The organism is Nostoc sp. DedQUE02, from assembly GCF_034531035.1.
GTDB lineage: Bacteria > Cyanobacteriota > Cyanobacteriia > Cyanobacteriales > Nostocaceae > Nostoc.
In genome coordinates, this window is record NZ_JAVRBY020000038.1 from 1 (window position 1) to 15,910 (window position 15,910).

At 42.4% G+C, this 15,910-nt stretch carries 25 protein-coding genes; 15 read left to right on the plus strand and 10 right to left on the minus strand.

What is annotated here, in order from left to right; translation table 11 throughout:
• On the minus strand, positions 1-318 hold a 318-nt coding region (locus RMX98_RS23895; protein ID WP_322678110.1), incomplete at its 3' end, for a hypothetical protein.
• A 2-nt stretch (positions 319-320) separates the two neighbouring features.
• Positions 321-671, minus strand: coding sequence for a hypothetical protein (locus RMX98_RS23900; protein WP_322678111.1), 351 nt, complete (start codon positions 669-671; stop codon positions 321-323).
• A 221-nt stretch (positions 672-892) separates the two neighbouring features.
• On the opposite strand from RMX98_RS23900, the gene RMX98_RS23905 reads away from it, so the two are divergent.
• The gene (locus RMX98_RS23905) at positions 893-1,480 is read left to right on the plus strand and encodes a tyrosine-type recombinase/integrase (RefSeq protein WP_322678112.1); all 588 of its coding nucleotides are present in this window, start codon (positions 893-895) and stop codon (positions 1,478-1,480) included.
• Complete coding sequence (locus RMX98_RS23910) at positions 1,477-1,629, plus strand: hypothetical protein (protein ID WP_322678113.1); 153 nt, start codon at positions 1,477-1,479, stop codon at positions 1,627-1,629. The genes RMX98_RS23905 and RMX98_RS23910 overlap by 4 nt, the downstream gene beginning before the upstream one ends.
• Before the next feature lie 26 nt (positions 1,630-1,655).
• Here the strand turns inward: RMX98_RS23910 and RMX98_RS23915 are convergent, their stop codons facing one another.
• On the minus strand, positions 1,656-1,805 hold the full coding sequence (locus RMX98_RS23915) for a hypothetical protein (RefSeq protein WP_322678114.1): 150 nt from the start codon (positions 1,803-1,805) through the stop codon (positions 1,656-1,658).
• A gap of 21 nt (positions 1,806-1,826) precedes the next feature.
• On the opposite strand from RMX98_RS23915, the gene RMX98_RS23920 reads away from it, so the two are divergent.
• A complete protein-coding gene (locus tag RMX98_RS23920; protein WP_322678115.1) occupies positions 1,827-2,147 on the plus strand; it encodes a hypothetical protein in 321 nt (106 codons plus the stop codon).
• Positions 2,148-2,218: 71 nt separating this feature from the next.
• Here RMX98_RS23920 and RMX98_RS23925 read toward each other — a convergent pair whose 3' ends face one another.
• The 3 genes from RMX98_RS23925 to RMX98_RS23935 form a co-directional block, all read right to left on the minus strand.
• The gene (locus RMX98_RS23925; RefSeq protein ID WP_322678116.1) at positions 2,219-2,866 is read right to left on the minus strand and encodes a DUF4102 domain-containing protein; all 648 of its coding nucleotides are present in this window, start codon (positions 2,864-2,866) and stop codon (positions 2,219-2,221) included.
• A 61-nt stretch (positions 2,867-2,927) separates the two neighbouring features.
• The gene (locus RMX98_RS23930) at positions 2,928-3,623 is read right to left on the minus strand and encodes a hypothetical protein (protein ID WP_322678117.1); all 696 of its coding nucleotides are present in this window, start codon (positions 3,621-3,623) and stop codon (positions 2,928-2,930) included.
• 70 nt (positions 3,624-3,693) lie between these two features.
• On the minus strand, positions 3,694-3,972 hold the full coding sequence (locus RMX98_RS23935) for a helix-turn-helix transcriptional regulator (RefSeq protein WP_322678118.1): 279 nt from the start codon (positions 3,970-3,972) through the stop codon (positions 3,694-3,696).
• A gap of 560 nt (positions 3,973-4,532) precedes the next feature.
• Between RMX98_RS23935 and RMX98_RS23940 the strand changes: the two genes are divergently transcribed.
• The 11 genes from RMX98_RS23940 (at position 4,533) to RMX98_RS23990 (ending at position 9,384) form a co-directional block, all read left to right on the plus strand.
• Positions 4,533-4,775 (plus strand): hypothetical protein, encoded by a 243-nt coding sequence (locus RMX98_RS23940; RefSeq protein WP_322678119.1) that lies wholly within the window; start codon positions 4,533-4,535, stop codon positions 4,773-4,775.
• A 70-nt stretch (positions 4,776-4,845) separates the two neighbouring features.
• Positions 4,846-5,061: a hypothetical protein gene (locus RMX98_RS23945; RefSeq protein WP_322678120.1), complete on the plus strand. Its 216-nt coding sequence runs from the start codon at positions 4,846-4,848 to the stop codon at positions 5,059-5,061.
• Positions 5,058-5,279 (plus strand): hypothetical protein, encoded by a 222-nt coding sequence (locus RMX98_RS23950; protein WP_322678121.1) that lies wholly within the window; start codon positions 5,058-5,060, stop codon positions 5,277-5,279. Before RMX98_RS23945 ends, RMX98_RS23950 begins: the two co-directional genes overlap by 4 nt.
• Complete coding sequence (locus RMX98_RS23955) at positions 5,263-5,436, plus strand: hypothetical protein (RefSeq protein ID WP_322678122.1); 174 nt, start codon at positions 5,263-5,265, stop codon at positions 5,434-5,436. The genes RMX98_RS23950 and RMX98_RS23955 overlap by 17 nt, the downstream gene beginning before the upstream one ends.
• Positions 5,433-5,555, plus strand: a complete 123-nt coding sequence (locus tag RMX98_RS23960) for a hypothetical protein (RefSeq protein WP_322678123.1) — start codon at positions 5,433-5,435, stop codon at positions 5,553-5,555. Before RMX98_RS23955 ends, RMX98_RS23960 begins: the two co-directional genes overlap by 4 nt.
• Before the next feature lie 259 nt (positions 5,556-5,814).
• Entirely contained in the window at positions 5,815-6,756 is a 942-nt protein-coding gene (locus RMX98_RS23965) for a hypothetical protein (RefSeq protein WP_409881790.1), read from the plus strand.
• Positions 6,757-6,851: 95 nt separating this feature from the next.
• A complete protein-coding gene (locus RMX98_RS23970) occupies positions 6,852-7,136 on the plus strand; it encodes a hypothetical protein (protein WP_322678125.1) in 285 nt (94 codons plus the stop codon).
• Positions 7,136-7,438: a hypothetical protein gene (locus tag RMX98_RS23975; protein ID WP_322678126.1), complete on the plus strand. Its 303-nt coding sequence runs from the start codon at positions 7,136-7,138 to the stop codon at positions 7,436-7,438. The genes RMX98_RS23970 and RMX98_RS23975 overlap by 1 nt, the downstream gene beginning before the upstream one ends.
• Before the next feature lies 1 nt (position 7,439).
• Complete coding sequence (locus RMX98_RS23980) at positions 7,440-7,661, plus strand: hypothetical protein (protein WP_322678127.1); 222 nt, start codon at positions 7,440-7,442, stop codon at positions 7,659-7,661.
• Positions 7,662-7,994: 333 nt separating this feature from the next.
• Entirely contained in the window at positions 7,995-9,179 is a 1,185-nt protein-coding gene (locus RMX98_RS23985; RefSeq protein ID WP_322678128.1) for an IS110 family transposase, read from the plus strand.
• A gap of 13 nt (positions 9,180-9,192) precedes the next feature.
• On the plus strand, positions 9,193-9,384 hold the full coding sequence (locus RMX98_RS23990; RefSeq protein WP_322678129.1) for a hypothetical protein: 192 nt from the start codon (positions 9,193-9,195) through the stop codon (positions 9,382-9,384).
• A gap of 55 nt (positions 9,385-9,439) precedes the next feature.
• On the opposite strand, the gene RMX98_RS23995 is transcribed toward RMX98_RS23990, so the two are convergent.
• Both RMX98_RS23995 and RMX98_RS24000 read right to left on the minus strand, forming a co-directional pair.
• Positions 9,440-9,838: a hypothetical protein gene (locus tag RMX98_RS23995; RefSeq protein WP_322678130.1), complete on the minus strand. Its 399-nt coding sequence runs from the start codon at positions 9,836-9,838 to the stop codon at positions 9,440-9,442.
• A 202-nt stretch (positions 9,839-10,040) separates the two neighbouring features.
• Positions 10,041-10,265 carry a hypothetical protein gene (locus RMX98_RS24000; RefSeq protein ID WP_322678131.1) on the minus strand — a complete coding sequence of 75 codons (225 nt, stop codon included), beginning with the start codon at positions 10,263-10,265 and terminating at the stop codon, positions 10,041-10,043.
• Between the two features lie 567 nt (positions 10,266-10,832).
• Between RMX98_RS24000 and RMX98_RS24005 the strand changes: the two genes are divergently transcribed.
• Positions 10,833-11,117, plus strand: a complete 285-nt coding sequence (locus RMX98_RS24005; protein WP_322678132.1) for a DUF427 domain-containing protein — start codon at positions 10,833-10,835, stop codon at positions 11,115-11,117.
• A gap of 383 nt (positions 11,118-11,500) precedes the next feature.
• Here the strand turns inward: RMX98_RS24005 and RMX98_RS24010 are convergent, their stop codons facing one another.
• Together RMX98_RS24010 and RMX98_RS24015 are read right to left on the minus strand one after the other, a co-directional pair.
• Positions 11,501-12,073 carry a Uma2 family endonuclease gene (locus RMX98_RS24010; protein ID WP_322678133.1) on the minus strand — a complete coding sequence of 191 codons (573 nt, stop codon included), beginning with the start codon at positions 12,071-12,073 and terminating at the stop codon, positions 11,501-11,503.
• 677 nt (positions 12,074-12,750) lie between these two features.
• Complete coding sequence (locus RMX98_RS24015; protein WP_322678134.1) at positions 12,751-15,786, minus strand: hybrid sensor histidine kinase/response regulator; 3,036 nt, start codon at positions 15,784-15,786, stop codon at positions 12,751-12,753.
• Positions 15,787-15,910 lie beyond the last annotated feature (124 nt).

Sequence of the window (15,910 nt, forward strand, 5' to 3'; positions counted from 1 at the left end):
TAATGATGTATACAATCCTGGTGAGTTGTAGATTGATTGCTTTACGCAAGCACCGTTAATGCAGTCATAGCCCGTCCCGGCAGGGCAAACTACACTGCTACTTGATATGGAAGTTGGGTTTGAGCCAGGTGTATAAGTAGCAAGGACTATCGTGCCACCCAGCCCGTCCACGCGCACGTCATAAGTATTGCCGGGCGCGCTTCCTGTGACTACTTTGTAAGCGCTTCGATAGCTTCCGTCTGGGACACTATAGGAATTGGTAACACTTCCAGTCCCAAAACCTGGGGTAGCAATAGTAACTGTCAGGGTGCACGCCATAGTTAGTAATTATCCGGATCTAACGTTGCGCCCGTGTCCACTTTTGCTAAACCAATAGTTATTTGATCCAGTCTGTAATTAGTTGTTCCTCTCGTAGTAAAAGAAGAATAGCCATCTGCTAATAGCAAAGATTGGTCTGTATTAGCGTCAAAATTGGTCTGAGTCAGATAACTTTTGGCGTTTAAAATAATCGCCGCGAGATGCCCTTCAGCACTTGCGGTTGTTGGAGTTGCTAATCCGGCAGTTTGCAATGCAGTATCAGGAATAAATAATCCGGCACTAGGAGCTGCTGCTGCATTTGCAAGTCTTACTGCTCCAGTTCCAAAAATCTGTACTAAAGTTGGTTCTGCCATAAAAAAAAACGGATTTTTGATGAAGTTAATAAATCCGTTGTATGAGTTAATCAAAATTGTGTAAATGTTCCACTTTTATGTAGAAGTGGTATATATCCTGACGACGCGTATCCTTCGCCAGCATTAGGATTGAGCGAATATTTGCTATTAGTGAATATTTAGGAAATTCCACTTTTACCTGATTGGGAGGTAAAAGCAGAACACGCGATTTCAGTTTCTATATGACAAAAAATAACAGAAAAGGAAAAGCAGCTGTAATTACAAACGCTGAATATTCCAAAATCCGCCAGCAAATCCTAACAGAAAAATACAAATTGCTTTTAGACATTGGATGGTTTACCGGCGAACGGTGGGGTGCTTTGGTGCAGCTGAGGGTTAGCGATGTTTACGATGATCGCACTGGCAAGCCCAAGTCAGACATCATTTTCCCCGCGATTATTAGAAAGCACAGACCAGACGGGACAGCCGATACTACAGAAATTCCGGTGCATCACATTTTGAAAGAGTCCTTGGAGAGATACAAACCAGAGACAGATAGCGAGTGGCTATTTCCATCAAGATGTGGCTTTAAGCCAATCTGTTGGAAAAATGCTTACAACATCTTGATAGCTGCGGTGGAAAAAGCAGGATATGAAGCTAAGGGGATCTCCACTCACACGATGAGACGGAGCTTTGTTAACCGACTTAGAAAGAATGGAATTCCAAAGGAAACTATTCGTACCTTTACTGGACACCGCGACAATAAAGGGCTTGACCCCTATTTTGAAATCGAAACGGACGAACGCCGGGGCGCGATCGCAACTCTATGAACCCCAACCTCCTATTCCTGCAAATTGAGATTTTCTTTGAGCGCTTGCAACAGGGTGAGTACGACCATCCCTTGTACTTGGCTATGGCGTTAGAAAATCTGAGTAACCAGGCATGGGAGGAAGTTGACCGAATTTATCCCAATTTGTGACAAATCGCAGCCGGGGCGGGTAAGCTCTACCTGATACATGTTCCGCTCACAGATGCAACAATTGCGATCGCTATTTGTAAGGTTGGCGATCGCTTTTCATTAGTCATTGGGGAATGGGCGATCGCCCATTTTCTGATTGCATTCCCTTGTGAATTTGCTGTATCCTGCCTTGACACAGGCATTTTGGGAAAGAGGGAATGCTCAGACCAGGAAAAAACAGCACTAGTTTCTCGCCAACTTGGAACCACGGGAAAACCAAAACTATCCGCGTGCCCATTGTGCTAGAGGATCAGATTTTGGATTACGCTAGAGCGGTAGATTCTAAGCTGATAAACGATGATATCCCCGAACTCACAGGGGATTTTCTGCGTCTTATAGACCGCTACATCACTTGGAGAGCCAAGAATTACCGATCTACCCAGCAATCCAGAAAACCAGATATTAGCGCTCGTACCTGGGATGAGCTGCGGAAGCTTCAAGAACTGCTGCGCCAATCTCCTGAACTGTTGCAGGACTGAAACCTTTACGGCATCGCTGACAAAACCACCTTTGCACTACTGTCTGGTCAGATAATTTGTAGCTACCGTTTTTAAAAATCAGTGTTGTTTGGTTGCACCTTGGGCATGGTGGGCGATTCATTCTTCCAGCCTCGGATTAATTTCTCAATCTCACATGGAAGCTTACCATCTGCGATCGCAATTTCCACATCTGCCTTTTTACACTTGGCGATGACACTATCCACGCTGCCCAGGTAAAGGCGGTTTTTCTTCCGCCCCTGCATCCAACAGTACCGAAAATACCAATATTTATTACCTGACCGCTCAACCCAGTACTTCTCTATCCAGTGGGTATCGTGTTGGGGCGCAACTTTTTTAGTAGCTAATGTAACCTTCCCACCAACACGCGATTCTACTGTGGTTGTAATAGTGCTTGTAGTAACTTGCGCCCCAACACGTGTTCTCCACTCCACCCAGGCTTGATAATAATCATCCAAGTTTTTAAAATCGTCTGGGTCTGGTGGTTCATGGCTAACTTCATAAAAAATTGTCAGTTGTCCGTCGTCGCCTGCCTTCCTGGGAACTTCCCCAAAGTCAGCAGGATTCCAGCGATTATCCTCCTCTTGTTGGGGCGCAAGTATTTCATCCCAGTAAGGATCATGAATGGTAGTCCTTGTTTCAACTGTTGGTGCGATCGTAAATAATGCTAATTGCCCTGGCACATCAGAATTATGTTTCATAATGTTTTTGAAGTAATAGAATTTGCGGCCGTTGGAGCGGCCGTTTTTTTATACAAATGAATTAACCAGAGGGGAATAATTCATCCCACTCTGTAGAGTTCCCGAACATCTCAAGTAATGTTCTGTAATTGGTTGGATGTTCCCAGATTCGTTTCCTCAAACAAGTACGTATCCAACCTTCAGGATTGAGAATTTTATCTAATGCACCACGGAGATTAAACATTATGAGTGCGAGTTTAATCTCGTTAGTTGGTCTATTTAATACCTCTTTCTCGTTTGAGTCAAAATGTATACCGTTCTCAGCCAGAGTTTCTAAGTTGATATCAGAATTAGAATGCTGCTGCTGTATATCACCGGGAACGACAAACTTATCATTTGAGGGGTGTGAAGTGTAACTTAAATTATGGTTTTGTAAGTTTTTTTCTCGCTTCTTTATCGGTGGCTTCAACCATTCGAGGGGTCTTACAAGTAACTTGAATATCTTCCAACTGTACTGTTTAACGACTTGTATGACTCTGTGTTCTACAAGAGTATCAAAAATATGTTTGAGGTAATTATGTGAGTATCCTTTACCTCTTGCTTTGGCTACGGTGGCATTGAATTCTGATAAATCTGGCTCGACTTCTTCAGCTATTACACCCTGCCTCATTAGCCATTGCCAAAGTGATTTAGCAGCAGGGCAAATATGATGTTTGTAGCAGAATGCTTCGTGTTCTTCCGTCCACGGAAGTGAATTTTTTTCTCTATTTTCTGGCATAATATTATTAGTTTGATTTCAACAGAAAGCCACCACCGACCTTGTAAATCTGGGTGGCTTTTTGTGTTTTTTAGGTAATTGGTGGTTTTATAGGTGGGCCAAGATCATCAGGCAGATCATCTAAACACACCCCCAGCGCTCGACACAATGCTTTAACCTGGGGAATTGTTAATTCTGGTTCATATTCACCTCTTTCCCATCCGCTAATAACCTGTCGGCTTAAGGTTTTTGTTCTACTTTTGTCCGGTATTCGGCCTGCTAGCTGTGCCTGGGTCAAGTTAGCCGCCTCTCTTAGACGTTGCAAAGGAGGCATATCTTCTGGATTTTCGGGTCTCTTCTTTCTTGCCATATTTTCAGAAAAAAAGCAAGCACGCTTGACATAAGCCAGAAAAAGCAAGTATGCTTGCTTACGTAGACAACAGAAGACTAGCCAGAAATTCTGGCTTTAGCGGGTTGATTTTTTGGCTAGCTTCTCTGTGTCTAAGTTTCTCACTCAGCAGTAAAACTGCTGTGATGTGGCTCCCCCACGCCTAAACCTTTGCGTGGCAAGTATGGAGCAAGCACCCGCACCATTGCCAAGCGGCCCCGGCGCGGAAACACCCTAAAACCGTCTCAAAACCCAAATTAACGGAGGTAAACACCGACTCACAAACGCTCAAACCCAGTGATAACAAGCATTTAACAAAAATGACCCAACTGCGATCGCAGTAGCTAAACACCTGTATACACAGGTTGAAGTGGCACTTAAGACCTATTTAAGTGCGAATTAAGCGTGACTATGCAGAGATTTAAGACCCACCATGACCCTGGTATGCAATGACTATGGAAACACTAGAAGCCACTAGTAACGGCAATAAAGCAACACCGAAGACCGAGGATAAACCGAAAAAAGACAAACAGAAACGGCACTTGCCATCGTTGCCAAGTGCCGCATCTGCCGCAGACATGAACCCAGTAACTTTTTCTGGGTTATCAGACAAAACTGCTGTGGAATGGAACTCTTTGAAAAATTACGAGATGTTCAGCTTATCGCCTGACGGCTCGTTTCCCATGATGAAAGTCAGCCGTTCCAAAGCGGTGAGACTTGCCGACCGTCAAGTGATGATGGTCGGCTCTGGACGCTGTTACCGCGTTTCGTTGTCTAACCACTGAACAGAAAACAAGCTTTAGCTTGCCCTAGAGCTTGTTTTAAACCGTCTCTACTTAATAATCAAAATTTACCATGACTAACGACCAACCACTAACACCCAAACAACAAAAAGTAGTTGATGAATTTGAATCAAGCCGCCCTGGGTTGGGCGCGATCGCAGAAAATAACATCCGCCACAACGATAAAACCGGCTGGGCTGACATCATCGCTGATACCCCAGAGGATGAACTGGTAGCCCGTGAAGGCTTCTCTAGCAATTCTTTTATGTATAAGAGGATTGGCGGATGAAAACACTCTCTGAACTAGTAGCCGAAGCCTCACTGCTAATTAGTGAAATTTACCTTCATCCAGACCACCAGGCTTTGATAGAAAAAGGATATTACCCAGACTTGACCGTGGGTGATGCCTTTACAGCGCTTGCTTACCTAACTTCTGAAATCAATCCACCAGTAATTACAGTTCCTGAAATTCCTGAAATTGAGGTGACTGATGAATCAAGAGCGTAGTCCGTGGCTGGAAGCTGCGATCGCGATCAACGAAGAACTTAAGAAGCAGCCACCAGAGGTTCAAGTTTCTATTCGGCGCATGGATCGCAAAACCTACCCCGAAACTTGGAAGGCAATTCGAGAGCGGGAACAGGGAGCAGAGGGGGAATCGAAATGACCCAAATTTCTATTCTTATCCTCACCCTAGCAGCGATAATCATCGGCATCATTGCATTGTGCAAGCAGCAAAGCCAGCACCCAATGTACTTGAAAATTGAGGTGCAGTATGGGAAATGACCTAATAGATATCAAAGTTGCTGCACCTCCCAGAACTGCAAACGCCCACACTTGGGTAGAGATGCACTTGCCAGACGGTAAAACGTTACTGCGTTACTGTGCATGGGGAATAGGTAGGTTATGTTTTTCTGCGTCTTTATTCACCGTAAGCATTAGCCGGAATGCTTTTAAATTCGGTATTTGGCTATGTGACGGCTTTGAATCGGGGGTCAAGCGCTTGCTCAAAGTATATGATGCTCTGCCTTACGCCGGAACTCCCATGACCCAAGTCATTGAAGCGTCAGCCGTTCCAGTCGATGAACCACTGGAAATCATCACCGATATCATCGCCGCCATAGAAGGCAAACAGGTGATGATCATTGGTGAAATGGGCACGGGCAAAAGCACCCTAGCCCAATACCTCGCCTACACAGTGGGCGGACGGGTTCGCGTCTACGAGTGCGAAGGCACACCGACCGATTGGCAAGGGCTTGAGGTGATAGGAAAAGGCGAGAACTGGGCCGCCATTGAACGCGGCATGGCTGAGGATCTGGAGGATTTAACTAACCAGTTACAAACCAGAACTGAACGCGGTGATGCTGCTTTGGATGGTACAGAACGAGTCATGATCGCTGAAGAATACCCTGAATTGGTTTCCAAAGTGTCCAGCTCGTCCGAATGGCTGGAACGTCACGCTAGAAGGGGACGCAAAGGAAGACGGTTCACAGTTTTACTCTCACAGTATGACCGCGTAGCCGCCTGGGGGCTTGAGGGTAAGAGCGATTTAGCCGATGCTTTCTACCGTATTCGGTTGGGTAAAAAGGCTCTAGCCCACGCCAAATCCTTGAAAAACGAAGCGCTTATTAGCTGGTTAAAAGCCGACCAATCACACTGTTTGCTCGACGATCAGCCGCTCAAACTCCCTCCATACAGGGAGATGAAAGCCGCAGTGCTGCGCGGTGGTTCAACCATATTCCAACCATACTATGACAATGCGATCAACCCTAAAAAATCACCTGAAAATGACCTCAAACCCGCTCTGGGCAAGGATTTTGAGGAAAATTGTTCCGATAACGACCGGGTACTTTGGCGGTTAATTCAACGCCTGGGGGAGGGAAAAAGTGATAGTGCGATCGTGACTGAGGTGCTTGGCTTCACTGGCAAGCGCTATGGGGAGGGGGCAGCGCTGCTGGAGCGACTGAGGAAGCAGTTCGGGGGATAATTTCAAAGCGATCGCGCTTTGGGAGGAGTGCGATCGCAATTGATAAATCGATCCAAGCACTTGAAACAGGACTTGTAAAACATATCACATTCATCATGACCAAAAACATAGAATTCATTACTTTTCACGATTTAAACAGAGACAACAAGCATGGTTTTTCTTCCAAAGCATTTCCGCCTAACGAACAAACTTTAGTGCTTAGAGAGCAAATTATTCCTGGTGCATTTGGCTATCCAAATATGTATATCCGGCACATGAAATTAAGATATGAAAATCAAGATTACCCAATAATTTGCATGACCGATTATGAACTTGATGAAGTTAAGAAATTAGAAATTATTGCGGGTGTTGTGAAGTTTTTAGGAGAGTCAAAAGCTTGATGTTTGGCTTTGATGGTGATACCAAGGGATTGAAAATTATTCTCAAACGAATTGCCAGCAATGATGATTCAGGAAAGTTAACTCATAAAGAAGTGAGAGCTTATGCAAGGTGTATGCTTGCACTTTTTGAAAACTTGAGAATAGATACAGAGTTAGAAGCAGAAATCAAAATTTTGCTTGCAGCGCTTTCTGGAAGTGGCATTCCTCATTACGATCGCTCATTTATAGCTTCAAAACTATTGGAATTATTCGAGCTAAACGATAAATTAGAAGTTGAACAAATCTCAAACGAGCATTTTTAAAATGACTAAAAATTCAAATAATATTGCAGAACCAGATCCATCGTGGGATTACTACATTACTTACCACAAACTACTCAAGGGTAAATTTCATCTCGACGAATTGATTAAATACATTTCCAAGTTTGAAGAAGCCAGCACTGAAACTAATGAATTTTTTGAAAAAGATTTATCAACGATTCTCAGAATTTTAGAATCGACATTGCCAAAGATAGAGACTGAGTAACCGCCTGATGAATCGTAATTGCGATCGCGCTTTCTTCTGCGCGGGCTACTTGACCCGGTAGCCGAAACGTGAGTTTATCTCACGTCGCGGACGGACTCCAAATCCGACGTACAGCACATACACACAGCAGCTTAGGGCTTTTATTGCGAAACAAGCTTATGGCTTTCAATGATTCATAAGCTCGGCTGCTGTGAGTGTGCTGTTCCCCCCCCTATGTCGCCGCAGTTCGCGCTGCGGCATTGCCTTGAGAGTGAACTAGGCTCAAAGTGGCCTTCGGGTGATTCGCAGGCATGACACCAGGGACATAAGACAGAACCACCCAGGAGGAACTGAATGATTAGAATTTTGGGACTTGATGTTAGCAAGTCCTCAGTTTCGGCTTGCCTGCTCACGGATAAGCCCTCAGATCCACGTCAATTCTACTACGAGTGTCCGTTTTTAAAGTTGAGTGCTAACGCCAAGGGTATTCAAGATTTACTCGCGCTCAACGCGGACATTGCACTACTAGAACCAACTGGCAACAACTACAGCAAGCTTTGGGGCACTCACTTAGCCCGCGCCGGGGTAGAAGTTCGGCTGGTAGGTCACAAGGAATTGCGAAATTATCGAGCTAATCACCTGGCATTACCAGACAAAGACGATGATGCTGATGCTCTCGCCCTTGGCTGTTACTACTTCGATTACCACCAAGATCCGCGTCGGTTTGTCCAAATTCGCGATCGCGAAATAGTCAGAATCCGCGAGTTAGTGCTGAGACTTGCTCACCTTAACCGCGTTCAATCACCAATTATGAATCGTGCGCGGCAAGATTTAGCGTGGCAGTTCCCAGAAGTTGCACTGGTAAAGTCCCGGCGGGGTGAATTAGGTGAAGCGCCAATGCTTTGGGGCTGGCTTGCTGGAATTCGCAAGAGCAGCCGCTACGACCGACTTTACTCTCAATCTGTCGGTTTAGGAATCAGTGACACTGTTCGAGAACACGCAAAACGAATCTGCGACCTCCAGCGTGAGGAACACGTCATTGAGACAGAGTTACGCCAATTGCTTGCTGATTCTAGATTTGAGCATTACCGCGCAGTCTTCAAAAAGTTTGGATTTGGCGATCGCCTAACTGCGATCGTTCTCTCCCAGATTTACCCCATTGAGGGATTTTTACTAGATGGTAAGCCAGAGGTTAGAATACGCCAGGGGCGAAACTCCAAAAAGCCCACGAAACGCCACCTTTCATTGAGGAGATTTCAGAAAGCCCTCGGCGCTGCTCCCTCAATGGAAGCATCAGGCGATAGCCGTAAATCTAAAGTAGTAGGCGGATCGGATTTGTGCCGTAAATCTCTCTGGCAGTGGGTTTTTACTCGCATTGAACCGAAGCGATCGCGACTCAAAAATGAAATTGGCAAAACTTTAGGCGAACAGTTAGATACTGAAAAAGCTGCGGGCCGTCCTGTGAAGCTTGTCAGGAATCGGATTGCAGCTAAAGGAGCAAGGTTGCTGTTTAGAGAATTAGTTAAAGGCTTGACGTGACAAAAAAGGAATTATGACTCAGCATATTGAATCAGAAGAAGAAATAGATTTTGTTTATGAAAGCATCAAAGAAGATTTAGGGTTTGAGCTAGATCCTGAAAATTATACAAATAGGGCAGAGTGTCCAAACTGCGGCTCTCACATGATTGTCTGGGATAAAATGGAAGAAGCTAACCGTTGCGAAGAATGCGACTGGTTTGGGTAGGTAGTTTGATTGAGCCAAGAGACAAAATGGAGATTACGCCCCCTGCCCCAATTGTCTAGAGTGAATCATTAGTATCACCAAATGATTTCATCTGTAACTCGACTGCGTTGACGTAACCTTGATCGTTCAACACTTTCGCTGGCAACTTATTAGCTCTGATAGCAGCTTTAACCACATTTTTCGCAGTCAAGTATCCGGTTTGGTATTTGAATAACAAAGTGCCTCCACTAGGAATACCCTGCTCTTTTAAATAACCTTGATAAGCTAAAAAGGCAATATTAAAGGGTTGCAGATATTTAGTCTCTGTAGGATTTCCACGTAAAGTATTAGAGTTGACATCTGTATTTACTTGTCCACCATTGTTATTATTAACTGTTTGAGCGCCAGCAATCCCAGGTACAAAAGCAATGGAAGTAATGATAAGTACAGAATTTAACAAGGTTGTGAGTTTCATGATTTTATCCTCAGTAGAGATTCATCTTTGTTTATTTATCAATCAACCGTTTAGGTTAGATAACTTATTAAAAACTTGAGTCAAAATTTTAAAAAACTATTACAGAGTAATAATGAAAAGTTTGAAAAATTTATTAACTTTGATAAATTAACTTTGATAAAAATATCTAAGTTAAAACTCAAGTCTACAGAGAGAATTTAGTTCATTCAAAATTCCCATAACCCATCATGTAATAGGCGATAAAAGCGCTATCAAAGGGTTTGAGATAATTGACATTTGTAGAATTTTTGGGAAAAGCATCAGAATTAACGGCTATCTTAATTGATGGGCTATTGTGATTCTTGGCTGGATGAAAGCTAGTGATTTTAGGCATAGAATTAATCCAAGCAATAATCTGAGTAGAATTTATCAAGTTTGGAAATTTCATAGATTTATCCTCAACAGAACAAGATAAAATCAGTAGTCTATAGTAAGAGATTTCACTGTTTTATTAATCTCAACTTTTTATAGTGATTTCAGGTGATGGGTTGATTTATTAATTACCCAAACGGGTGAGTCAAATTTACCCAAAATAGAGAAATTGGGAATTTGGAGAAGGTTTAGTAATAACTTAAAAGAAGCAAAGATATGCTAGAGAAAATACTTCGCTGAAAAGTATTTATAGAAGATGCGTTAGGGTAACTTACCGCAGGCATCGTCTACTCACATATCTAGATATTTTTTACTTAAGGTTATAAACCAAAATTCAACTTTATTTTGGCTAAACTTTCGATACCAATATCCTAGAAAATCTTTTTAATAGAAACAAACGTTTTTAATTTTCAAATTAATAAATAAAAGTGATTGTAATTAATACTGGAGGGAAATTCCTGCAACATATTGCCTCTTCGTGACCTCTGAACTCTTTTGGCAGGGTTACAGGTTCCATAAATGCACTACAAATAAGCTAATAGTGTCAAAATGTTATGTGTATAGTTTATTTACAAGGTCATTTATGCCGAAAGCAATTTGGAATGGAGCAGTTTTAGCCGAGAGTGATAATACTGTAGTTGTGGAAAACAACCATTATTTCCCTGTTGACGCCATTAACAAGCAGTATTTTACAGAAAGCAACACCCATACTACTTGCCCTTGGAAAGGTGTCGCTAGTTACTACAGTATCGAAGTTGATGGGCAAATCAATAAAGATGCTGCTTGGTATTATCCCAGCACCAAGGAGAAGGCTAAAAATATTGAAGGTTATGTAGCCTTCTGGAAGGGTGTAAAAGTTGAGGCTTAATAAAGATTCCTGGAATTATTTTAGTTTCAGGTATTGAGATTACGTTCAACTAATTGCCCATAAAATAATTAGTCCGCACAGGCGGGCTAATTATTTAAACTATTTTATTTAGGAATTTCTTTTAATAGGTAATTATAGCTTCGCCTTGCGAAATGCTGCTTGTTTTGTCTTCGCCAGCTATATACTATCAGCAGATTTCAAAGAAAGCGAGGTACACAATCTAAGTCTGTTACCCAGGTATAAAGCGTGTTTTACTCCTGAATTCTGCTGTATCAGCGATCGCACTACGTTCGGGTACTCTTGTAAGAATTCGGATTAATTTGTCAAAATTCAAAAAGCCTGAGATATTATTCTTACATATTTTAACTGAATATTAATCATCTTTATTGACTAATTTTTGTTGGTTTTAGCCATGCAAAAACCTGCGTAACTGTTAAATTAAGTTGCAAAAACTCTGGTACAGGCAATACTTCATCTCCAGTCATTTCTATAGGTTGCTGTCCTGGCAAAAATACCAATACTAAGCGTTCATCGGGATCGAGCAACCACCCTAATCTAGTGCCGTGTTTTAGACAGTGAAGAATATTTATAATTACCTTGGTTGTATTCTGTTCTGGCGAAAGAATTTCAATTGTCCAATCAGGGTAAATTCCAAAAACATTTTCAATTTCCCCATTAGCATCAAAGGGAATCCGTTCCCAAGCAAATACACTCACGTCTGGTACAATCGAACGTCCGCCAAATGTGCAGCGTAATTCTGGAAAAGCCAAGGCAATTTCTTGTTCTTCAGCAATTTGGCTAATTGCATTGCAAAGTTTTAGTTGTAGCCGGGAATGTTTGCCTTGTGGCATTGGTTTTTGGTAGATACGACCGTCTATAAATTCACTAGCAGGCTCTGTTTCTGGCAGTTTGAGGAACTCTGCTAAGGAGATTGATTTGTGCAGCGTACTTGTCATAGCTGTGCAAATGCCATATTTGATTGGAATCTTAGCATTTTCTGTCCTGGGATTTTAGGGAGTGAGCCTATTCTTCTTGATGTTTTTGCTTAAAATTAGCTAATATTTGTTGAATTTCTTCTGCTGAAATGTCTTCTTGTTCAGATTTTGAGTAGATGGTTACTAAAAGGTTCCCTTGACTTCAATTGCTTTCATTTTCCTGAATCTGAGTTGTGCTGTTAATAGTATAGGACTTGTATATATAAGTTTTGCTTAAGCTGTGGTAACGATCGCATAAGTGTTTGCCACAAATAGATCAGTTTTGGTAACGAAACAATTTAATTGATAAGTTTTGCTTAAGCTGTGGTAGCGATCGCATAAGCATTTGCCACAAATAAATAAGTTTTGGTAACGATCGCATAAGTTGTCGTTACCAACGGATAAGCGTTCGTAACAAAACAGGTTGTGTTGGTAACGAACGGATAAGCTGTAGTAACGACAACAACTTTATTTCTTACGTCTGTTTTTGTGTTGCTAACAAAAGCACGAGGTGTTGCGATCGTATAACTCAGTTTTTTAACCCACGGAAGTGAGTTTGGTTTGTATAGCCGTTCGCCAAAGCACTAAAAGCGGTGCGTTAACCAAAGGCTAACGCACCCTACAAAAATATGTGAAACCTAATTATGAATTATCAATTATCAATTAGACGCTGCCTTATCTGCTACAGGATGAATTATTTCCTCCAACGTTTGGAGTAACTCTTGCTCGTTATAAGGTTTAGAAAAGTAAGCTCGCGCCCCCAATTGCATAGCTAGTTGCCGATGTTTATTGCTGCTACGAGAAGTCAGCATGGCAACTGGAATATTTTTTGTCTCAACGTCTGAATTTACCTTACCTAAAAAGCCATAACCATCAAGGCGAGGCATTTCAATATCGCAAATTACCGCCTCAACTCTCAATCCATTATGGAGTTTTTCTAAGGCATCTTGACCATCTTTAGCTTGCTCTACTTGATATCCTCCTTTTTCAAGAGTCAGCGCTAAAAAGCGGCGAACATTAATCGAGTCATCTACAATCAAAATTGTGCCTTTTTGCTTAACAGCAGCTGCTGATATTTTATTTTCATCAAATATGAGGAACGGTGTTTTTAACCTTGCTGATGGTAATTGAGTACCTCTGGGAGTCTTCCGACTTGTAGCAATCCAATACAGCAACTCATTGACATTAACTAGTGGCACTACGCGACCATCACCGAGAATTGTGCAATTGCTAAAGCCTTCAGGTAAAGGTATATTTCCCTCGACTTGGCGAATCGCAACTTCCTGTTCACCCCAGCAACGATCTATTTGGATTGCTACTGGCTGATTATTACCTTTGACTACTAACACACTATTAGCATTAATTGCTGCTGGAGTATCTAATTCTGAAGTATCGTAGCGCAGACAATTAAATTCTAAATAACGAGTCAGGCGAATTAGTGGTAGCATTGTTCCTTGCCAATTTAAGACTTCGCTACCAGCCATTTGGAAAACTCGGTCGTTTTGGAGTAAAGATATTTCTGAAATGACATCAGTGGGAAATGCCAATAGCATTTTGTTGATTTCTACCAGCAGAACTCGCGCCACCGAAAGTGTAAATGGTACTGACAAGGTGAAGGTAGTACCAACTCCTGGTTCCGTATCAACTTTCACATCTCCGCGAATCAGTTTGAGGTTGTTGCGAACCACATCCATACCGACACCGCGACCAGATAATGCTGTCACTTGCTCGGAGGTAGTAAAACCTGGTTCAAAAATTAGTGATAAAAGTTCTTCATCACTAGCATTAGCGAGTAGAGAAGCATCCAATCCCATTGCTAGGGCGCGGGTGCGAATTTTCTCTAGAGAAATGCCCCAACCATCATCACGAATAGTAATCAGAGTGCGATTACTGCGGTGAGTCGCTGTAATTTCAATCAATCCTTGTTCTGGTTTACCCAGAAGACGGCGAGTGCTAGAGTCTTCGATACCATGATCGAAAGCGTTTCTTAAGAGATGCATTAAAGGTTCGTTTAATGCTTCTAAAATGCTGCGTTCAATTAAAGTGTTCCCACCTTCAATTTTTAACTGGACATTTTTTCCATACTCTACATTTAAATCGCGCAAAGCTCTAGGAAAACGTTCAATTAAATCAGACAGTGGCCGCATTCGGATGTGATTTAGCTTTGTTTGTAACTGTTTGGATGTTTTGTTGAGTTTCCGAGCGATATGGTCTGTATCATCTACACTGAGTTGAACGTCAGTTGTAACTTCCTGTACCTGAACAATGGTTTCCATAACTTCCTGCGATCGCAGGTTTAAATCGTTATAGCGATCCATTTCTAAAGCATCAAATTCCCTCTCTGTACCTTGTATTTGTAGACTATTTTCAGCTTGCCCCTGCACCCCAATCGACATCCCAACTTGAGTAGAAATTTTGTCATATACTATACGCAATTCCTGGTTTTCTCGGTCGAGAACTTGGACTCGTTGGTTGAGGTTACGAACGAGTTTGCGTAATCTTTCTAATTGGGAATTTAAGCCATTTCGCTGAACAATCAGTTCGCCAAATAAATCATTAATTTGCTCTAATTGTTTGCTGGGAACTCGGACACTATTTTCATGGGTTTCCCGTTCTTTAACAACACCATTTTGCTCAGTTTTGCCTTCAGCCAACTTGGCATCTGGAGGATTACTTTCTTTAGTAAAGATTGTATTGTGTTCAGTGACATTGACCGCATTAACATCATCGGCAAATTCTGCATCTACAAATGTAAAATTAGCAGCGATACCTGCACTTGGCTGTGTCAATGCTTCATCATTTGTCCAATTTTCTCTAGTGTTTTCTGGTTGCCAAACAGATGTTGACACCACTTCTGTGTCTGTGGCGACATCTGGTATTACTTCTGCTGGTAATAGTGCCAGCGATGGCGTATAACTATTATTTAAGTCAAGTTCTGTAGGCAAATTATCTAATTGATTCGTCAGCACCAAAGCTTGCGATCGCCGCCATGCTTGCAGTGCTAATTGGGCAATTTCGGGAATACGCCTACTGCTAACAGTTTCCAATTGCTGCGTTACTGACTCACAAAGCTTGGTAAAAGGTGCCAACTGAAGCATTTCACCCAAACCGCTCAATTCAGCCGCCATGAGCGCAATTTCTTCATGCAATCCGGGCTGTTCGCTGTCTGCCAATATAGATTCTAGACGCTGCAAACACTCTTCTACCTCTGTGCTAAATAGCAAGGGAATAACGTCTTGCCCATCTTCTGGGGATAGCATGGTTGAGGCATCCTCAGGGCTGGGGTCGCCCAAGCGATCGTGCAACTCATCAAAAATTGGGTAACAAAAGGTTGCTAACCATGCATCTTCGACAACATTTCCTCCTGCGAGCAATTCTACAATCTGACGCAGCCAGTCAACTCCAGATAGCAATAAACTTTGCAACTGGGTATCAATTTCGAGAGAATTTTTTTTAGTTTTTAAAACTTTAAAAGAATCTTCCAGACGGTGAGATAAATCACTTAGCGATCTAAATCCCATCATCCCCGCGCCACCTTTGATAGAATGAGCGGCTCGGAGTGCAGCATTGATTTTATCCAAATCGATGTGGTTGCTAGTATCGATTTCTAACAATACCGATTCTAAGGTATTTAAGTAATCGGTTGCTTCTTCCAGAAACTGCATCTGGATTTCTAGTTCTTTGTCTTGTAGCATGATTTTTGTCCTTAGTCATTGGTCAATCAATTTCGGATTTTAGATTGCGGATTTTAGATTTTTTTTCAATCCCTTCGGGTGACGCTCGTGCCTCGCTAACGCTGCGCTATCGGCAGTTGCTCAT

Coding starts and splice junctions, on each gene's coding strand:
- RMX98_RS23910 (WP_322678113.1), top strand. CDS start 1,477: ATGAACCCCAACCTCCTATTCCTGCAAATTGAGATTTTCTTTGAGCGC.
- RMX98_RS23995 (WP_322678130.1), bottom strand. CDS start 9,838: ATGAAACTCACAACCTTGTTAAATTCTGTACTTATCATTACTTCCATT.
- RMX98_RS23925 (WP_322678116.1), bottom strand. CDS start 2,866: ATGAAACATAATTCTGATGTGCCAGGGCAATTAGCATTATTTACGATC.
- RMX98_RS23955 (WP_322678122.1), top strand. CDS start 5,263: ATGAATCAAGAGCGTAGTCCGTGGCTGGAAGCTGCGATCGCGATCAAC.
- RMX98_RS24005 (WP_322678132.1), top strand. CDS start 10,833: ATGCCGAAAGCAATTTGGAATGGAGCAGTTTTAGCCGAGAGTGATAAT.
- RMX98_RS24015 (WP_322678134.1), bottom strand. CDS start 15,786: ATGCTACAAGACAAAGAACTAGAAATCCAGATGCAGTTTCTGGAAGAA.
- RMX98_RS23935 (WP_322678118.1), bottom strand. CDS start 3,972: ATGGCAAGAAAGAAGAGACCCGAAAATCCAGAAGATATGCCTCCTTTG.
- RMX98_RS23905 (WP_322678112.1), top strand. CDS start 893: ATGACAAAAAATAACAGAAAAGGAAAAGCAGCTGTAATTACAAACGCT.
- RMX98_RS23990 (WP_322678129.1), top strand. CDS start 9,193: ATGACTCAGCATATTGAATCAGAAGAAGAAATAGATTTTGTTTATGAA.
- RMX98_RS24000 (WP_322678131.1), bottom strand. CDS start 10,265: ATGAAATTTCCAAACTTGATAAATTCTACTCAGATTATTGCTTGGATT.
- RMX98_RS23930 (WP_322678117.1), bottom strand. CDS start 3,623: ATGCCAGAAAATAGAGAAAAAAATTCACTTCCGTGGACGGAAGAACAC.
- RMX98_RS23965 (WP_409881790.1), top strand. CDS start 5,815: ATGACCCAAGTCATTGAAGCGTCAGCCGTTCCAGTCGATGAACCACTG.
- RMX98_RS23945 (WP_322678120.1), top strand. CDS start 4,846: ATGACTAACGACCAACCACTAACACCCAAACAACAAAAAGTAGTTGAT.
- RMX98_RS23985 (WP_322678128.1), top strand. CDS start 7,995: ATGATTAGAATTTTGGGACTTGATGTTAGCAAGTCCTCAGTTTCGGCT.
- RMX98_RS23900 (WP_322678111.1), bottom strand. CDS start 671: ATGGCAGAACCAACTTTAGTACAGATTTTTGGAACTGGAGCAGTAAGA.
- RMX98_RS23920 (WP_322678115.1), top strand. CDS start 1,827: ATGCTCAGACCAGGAAAAAACAGCACTAGTTTCTCGCCAACTTGGAAC.
- RMX98_RS23950 (WP_322678121.1), top strand. CDS start 5,058: ATGAAAACACTCTCTGAACTAGTAGCCGAAGCCTCACTGCTAATTAGT.
- RMX98_RS23970 (WP_322678125.1), top strand. CDS start 6,852: ATGACCAAAAACATAGAATTCATTACTTTTCACGATTTAAACAGAGAC.
- RMX98_RS23975 (WP_322678126.1), top strand. CDS start 7,136: ATGTTTGGCTTTGATGGTGATACCAAGGGATTGAAAATTATTCTCAAA.
- RMX98_RS23980 (WP_322678127.1), top strand. CDS start 7,440: ATGACTAAAAATTCAAATAATATTGCAGAACCAGATCCATCGTGGGAT.
- RMX98_RS23960 (WP_322678123.1), top strand. CDS start 5,433: ATGACCCAAATTTCTATTCTTATCCTCACCCTAGCAGCGATAATCATC.
- RMX98_RS24010 (WP_322678133.1), bottom strand. CDS start 12,073: ATGACAAGTACGCTGCACAAATCAATCTCCTTAGCAGAGTTCCTCAAA.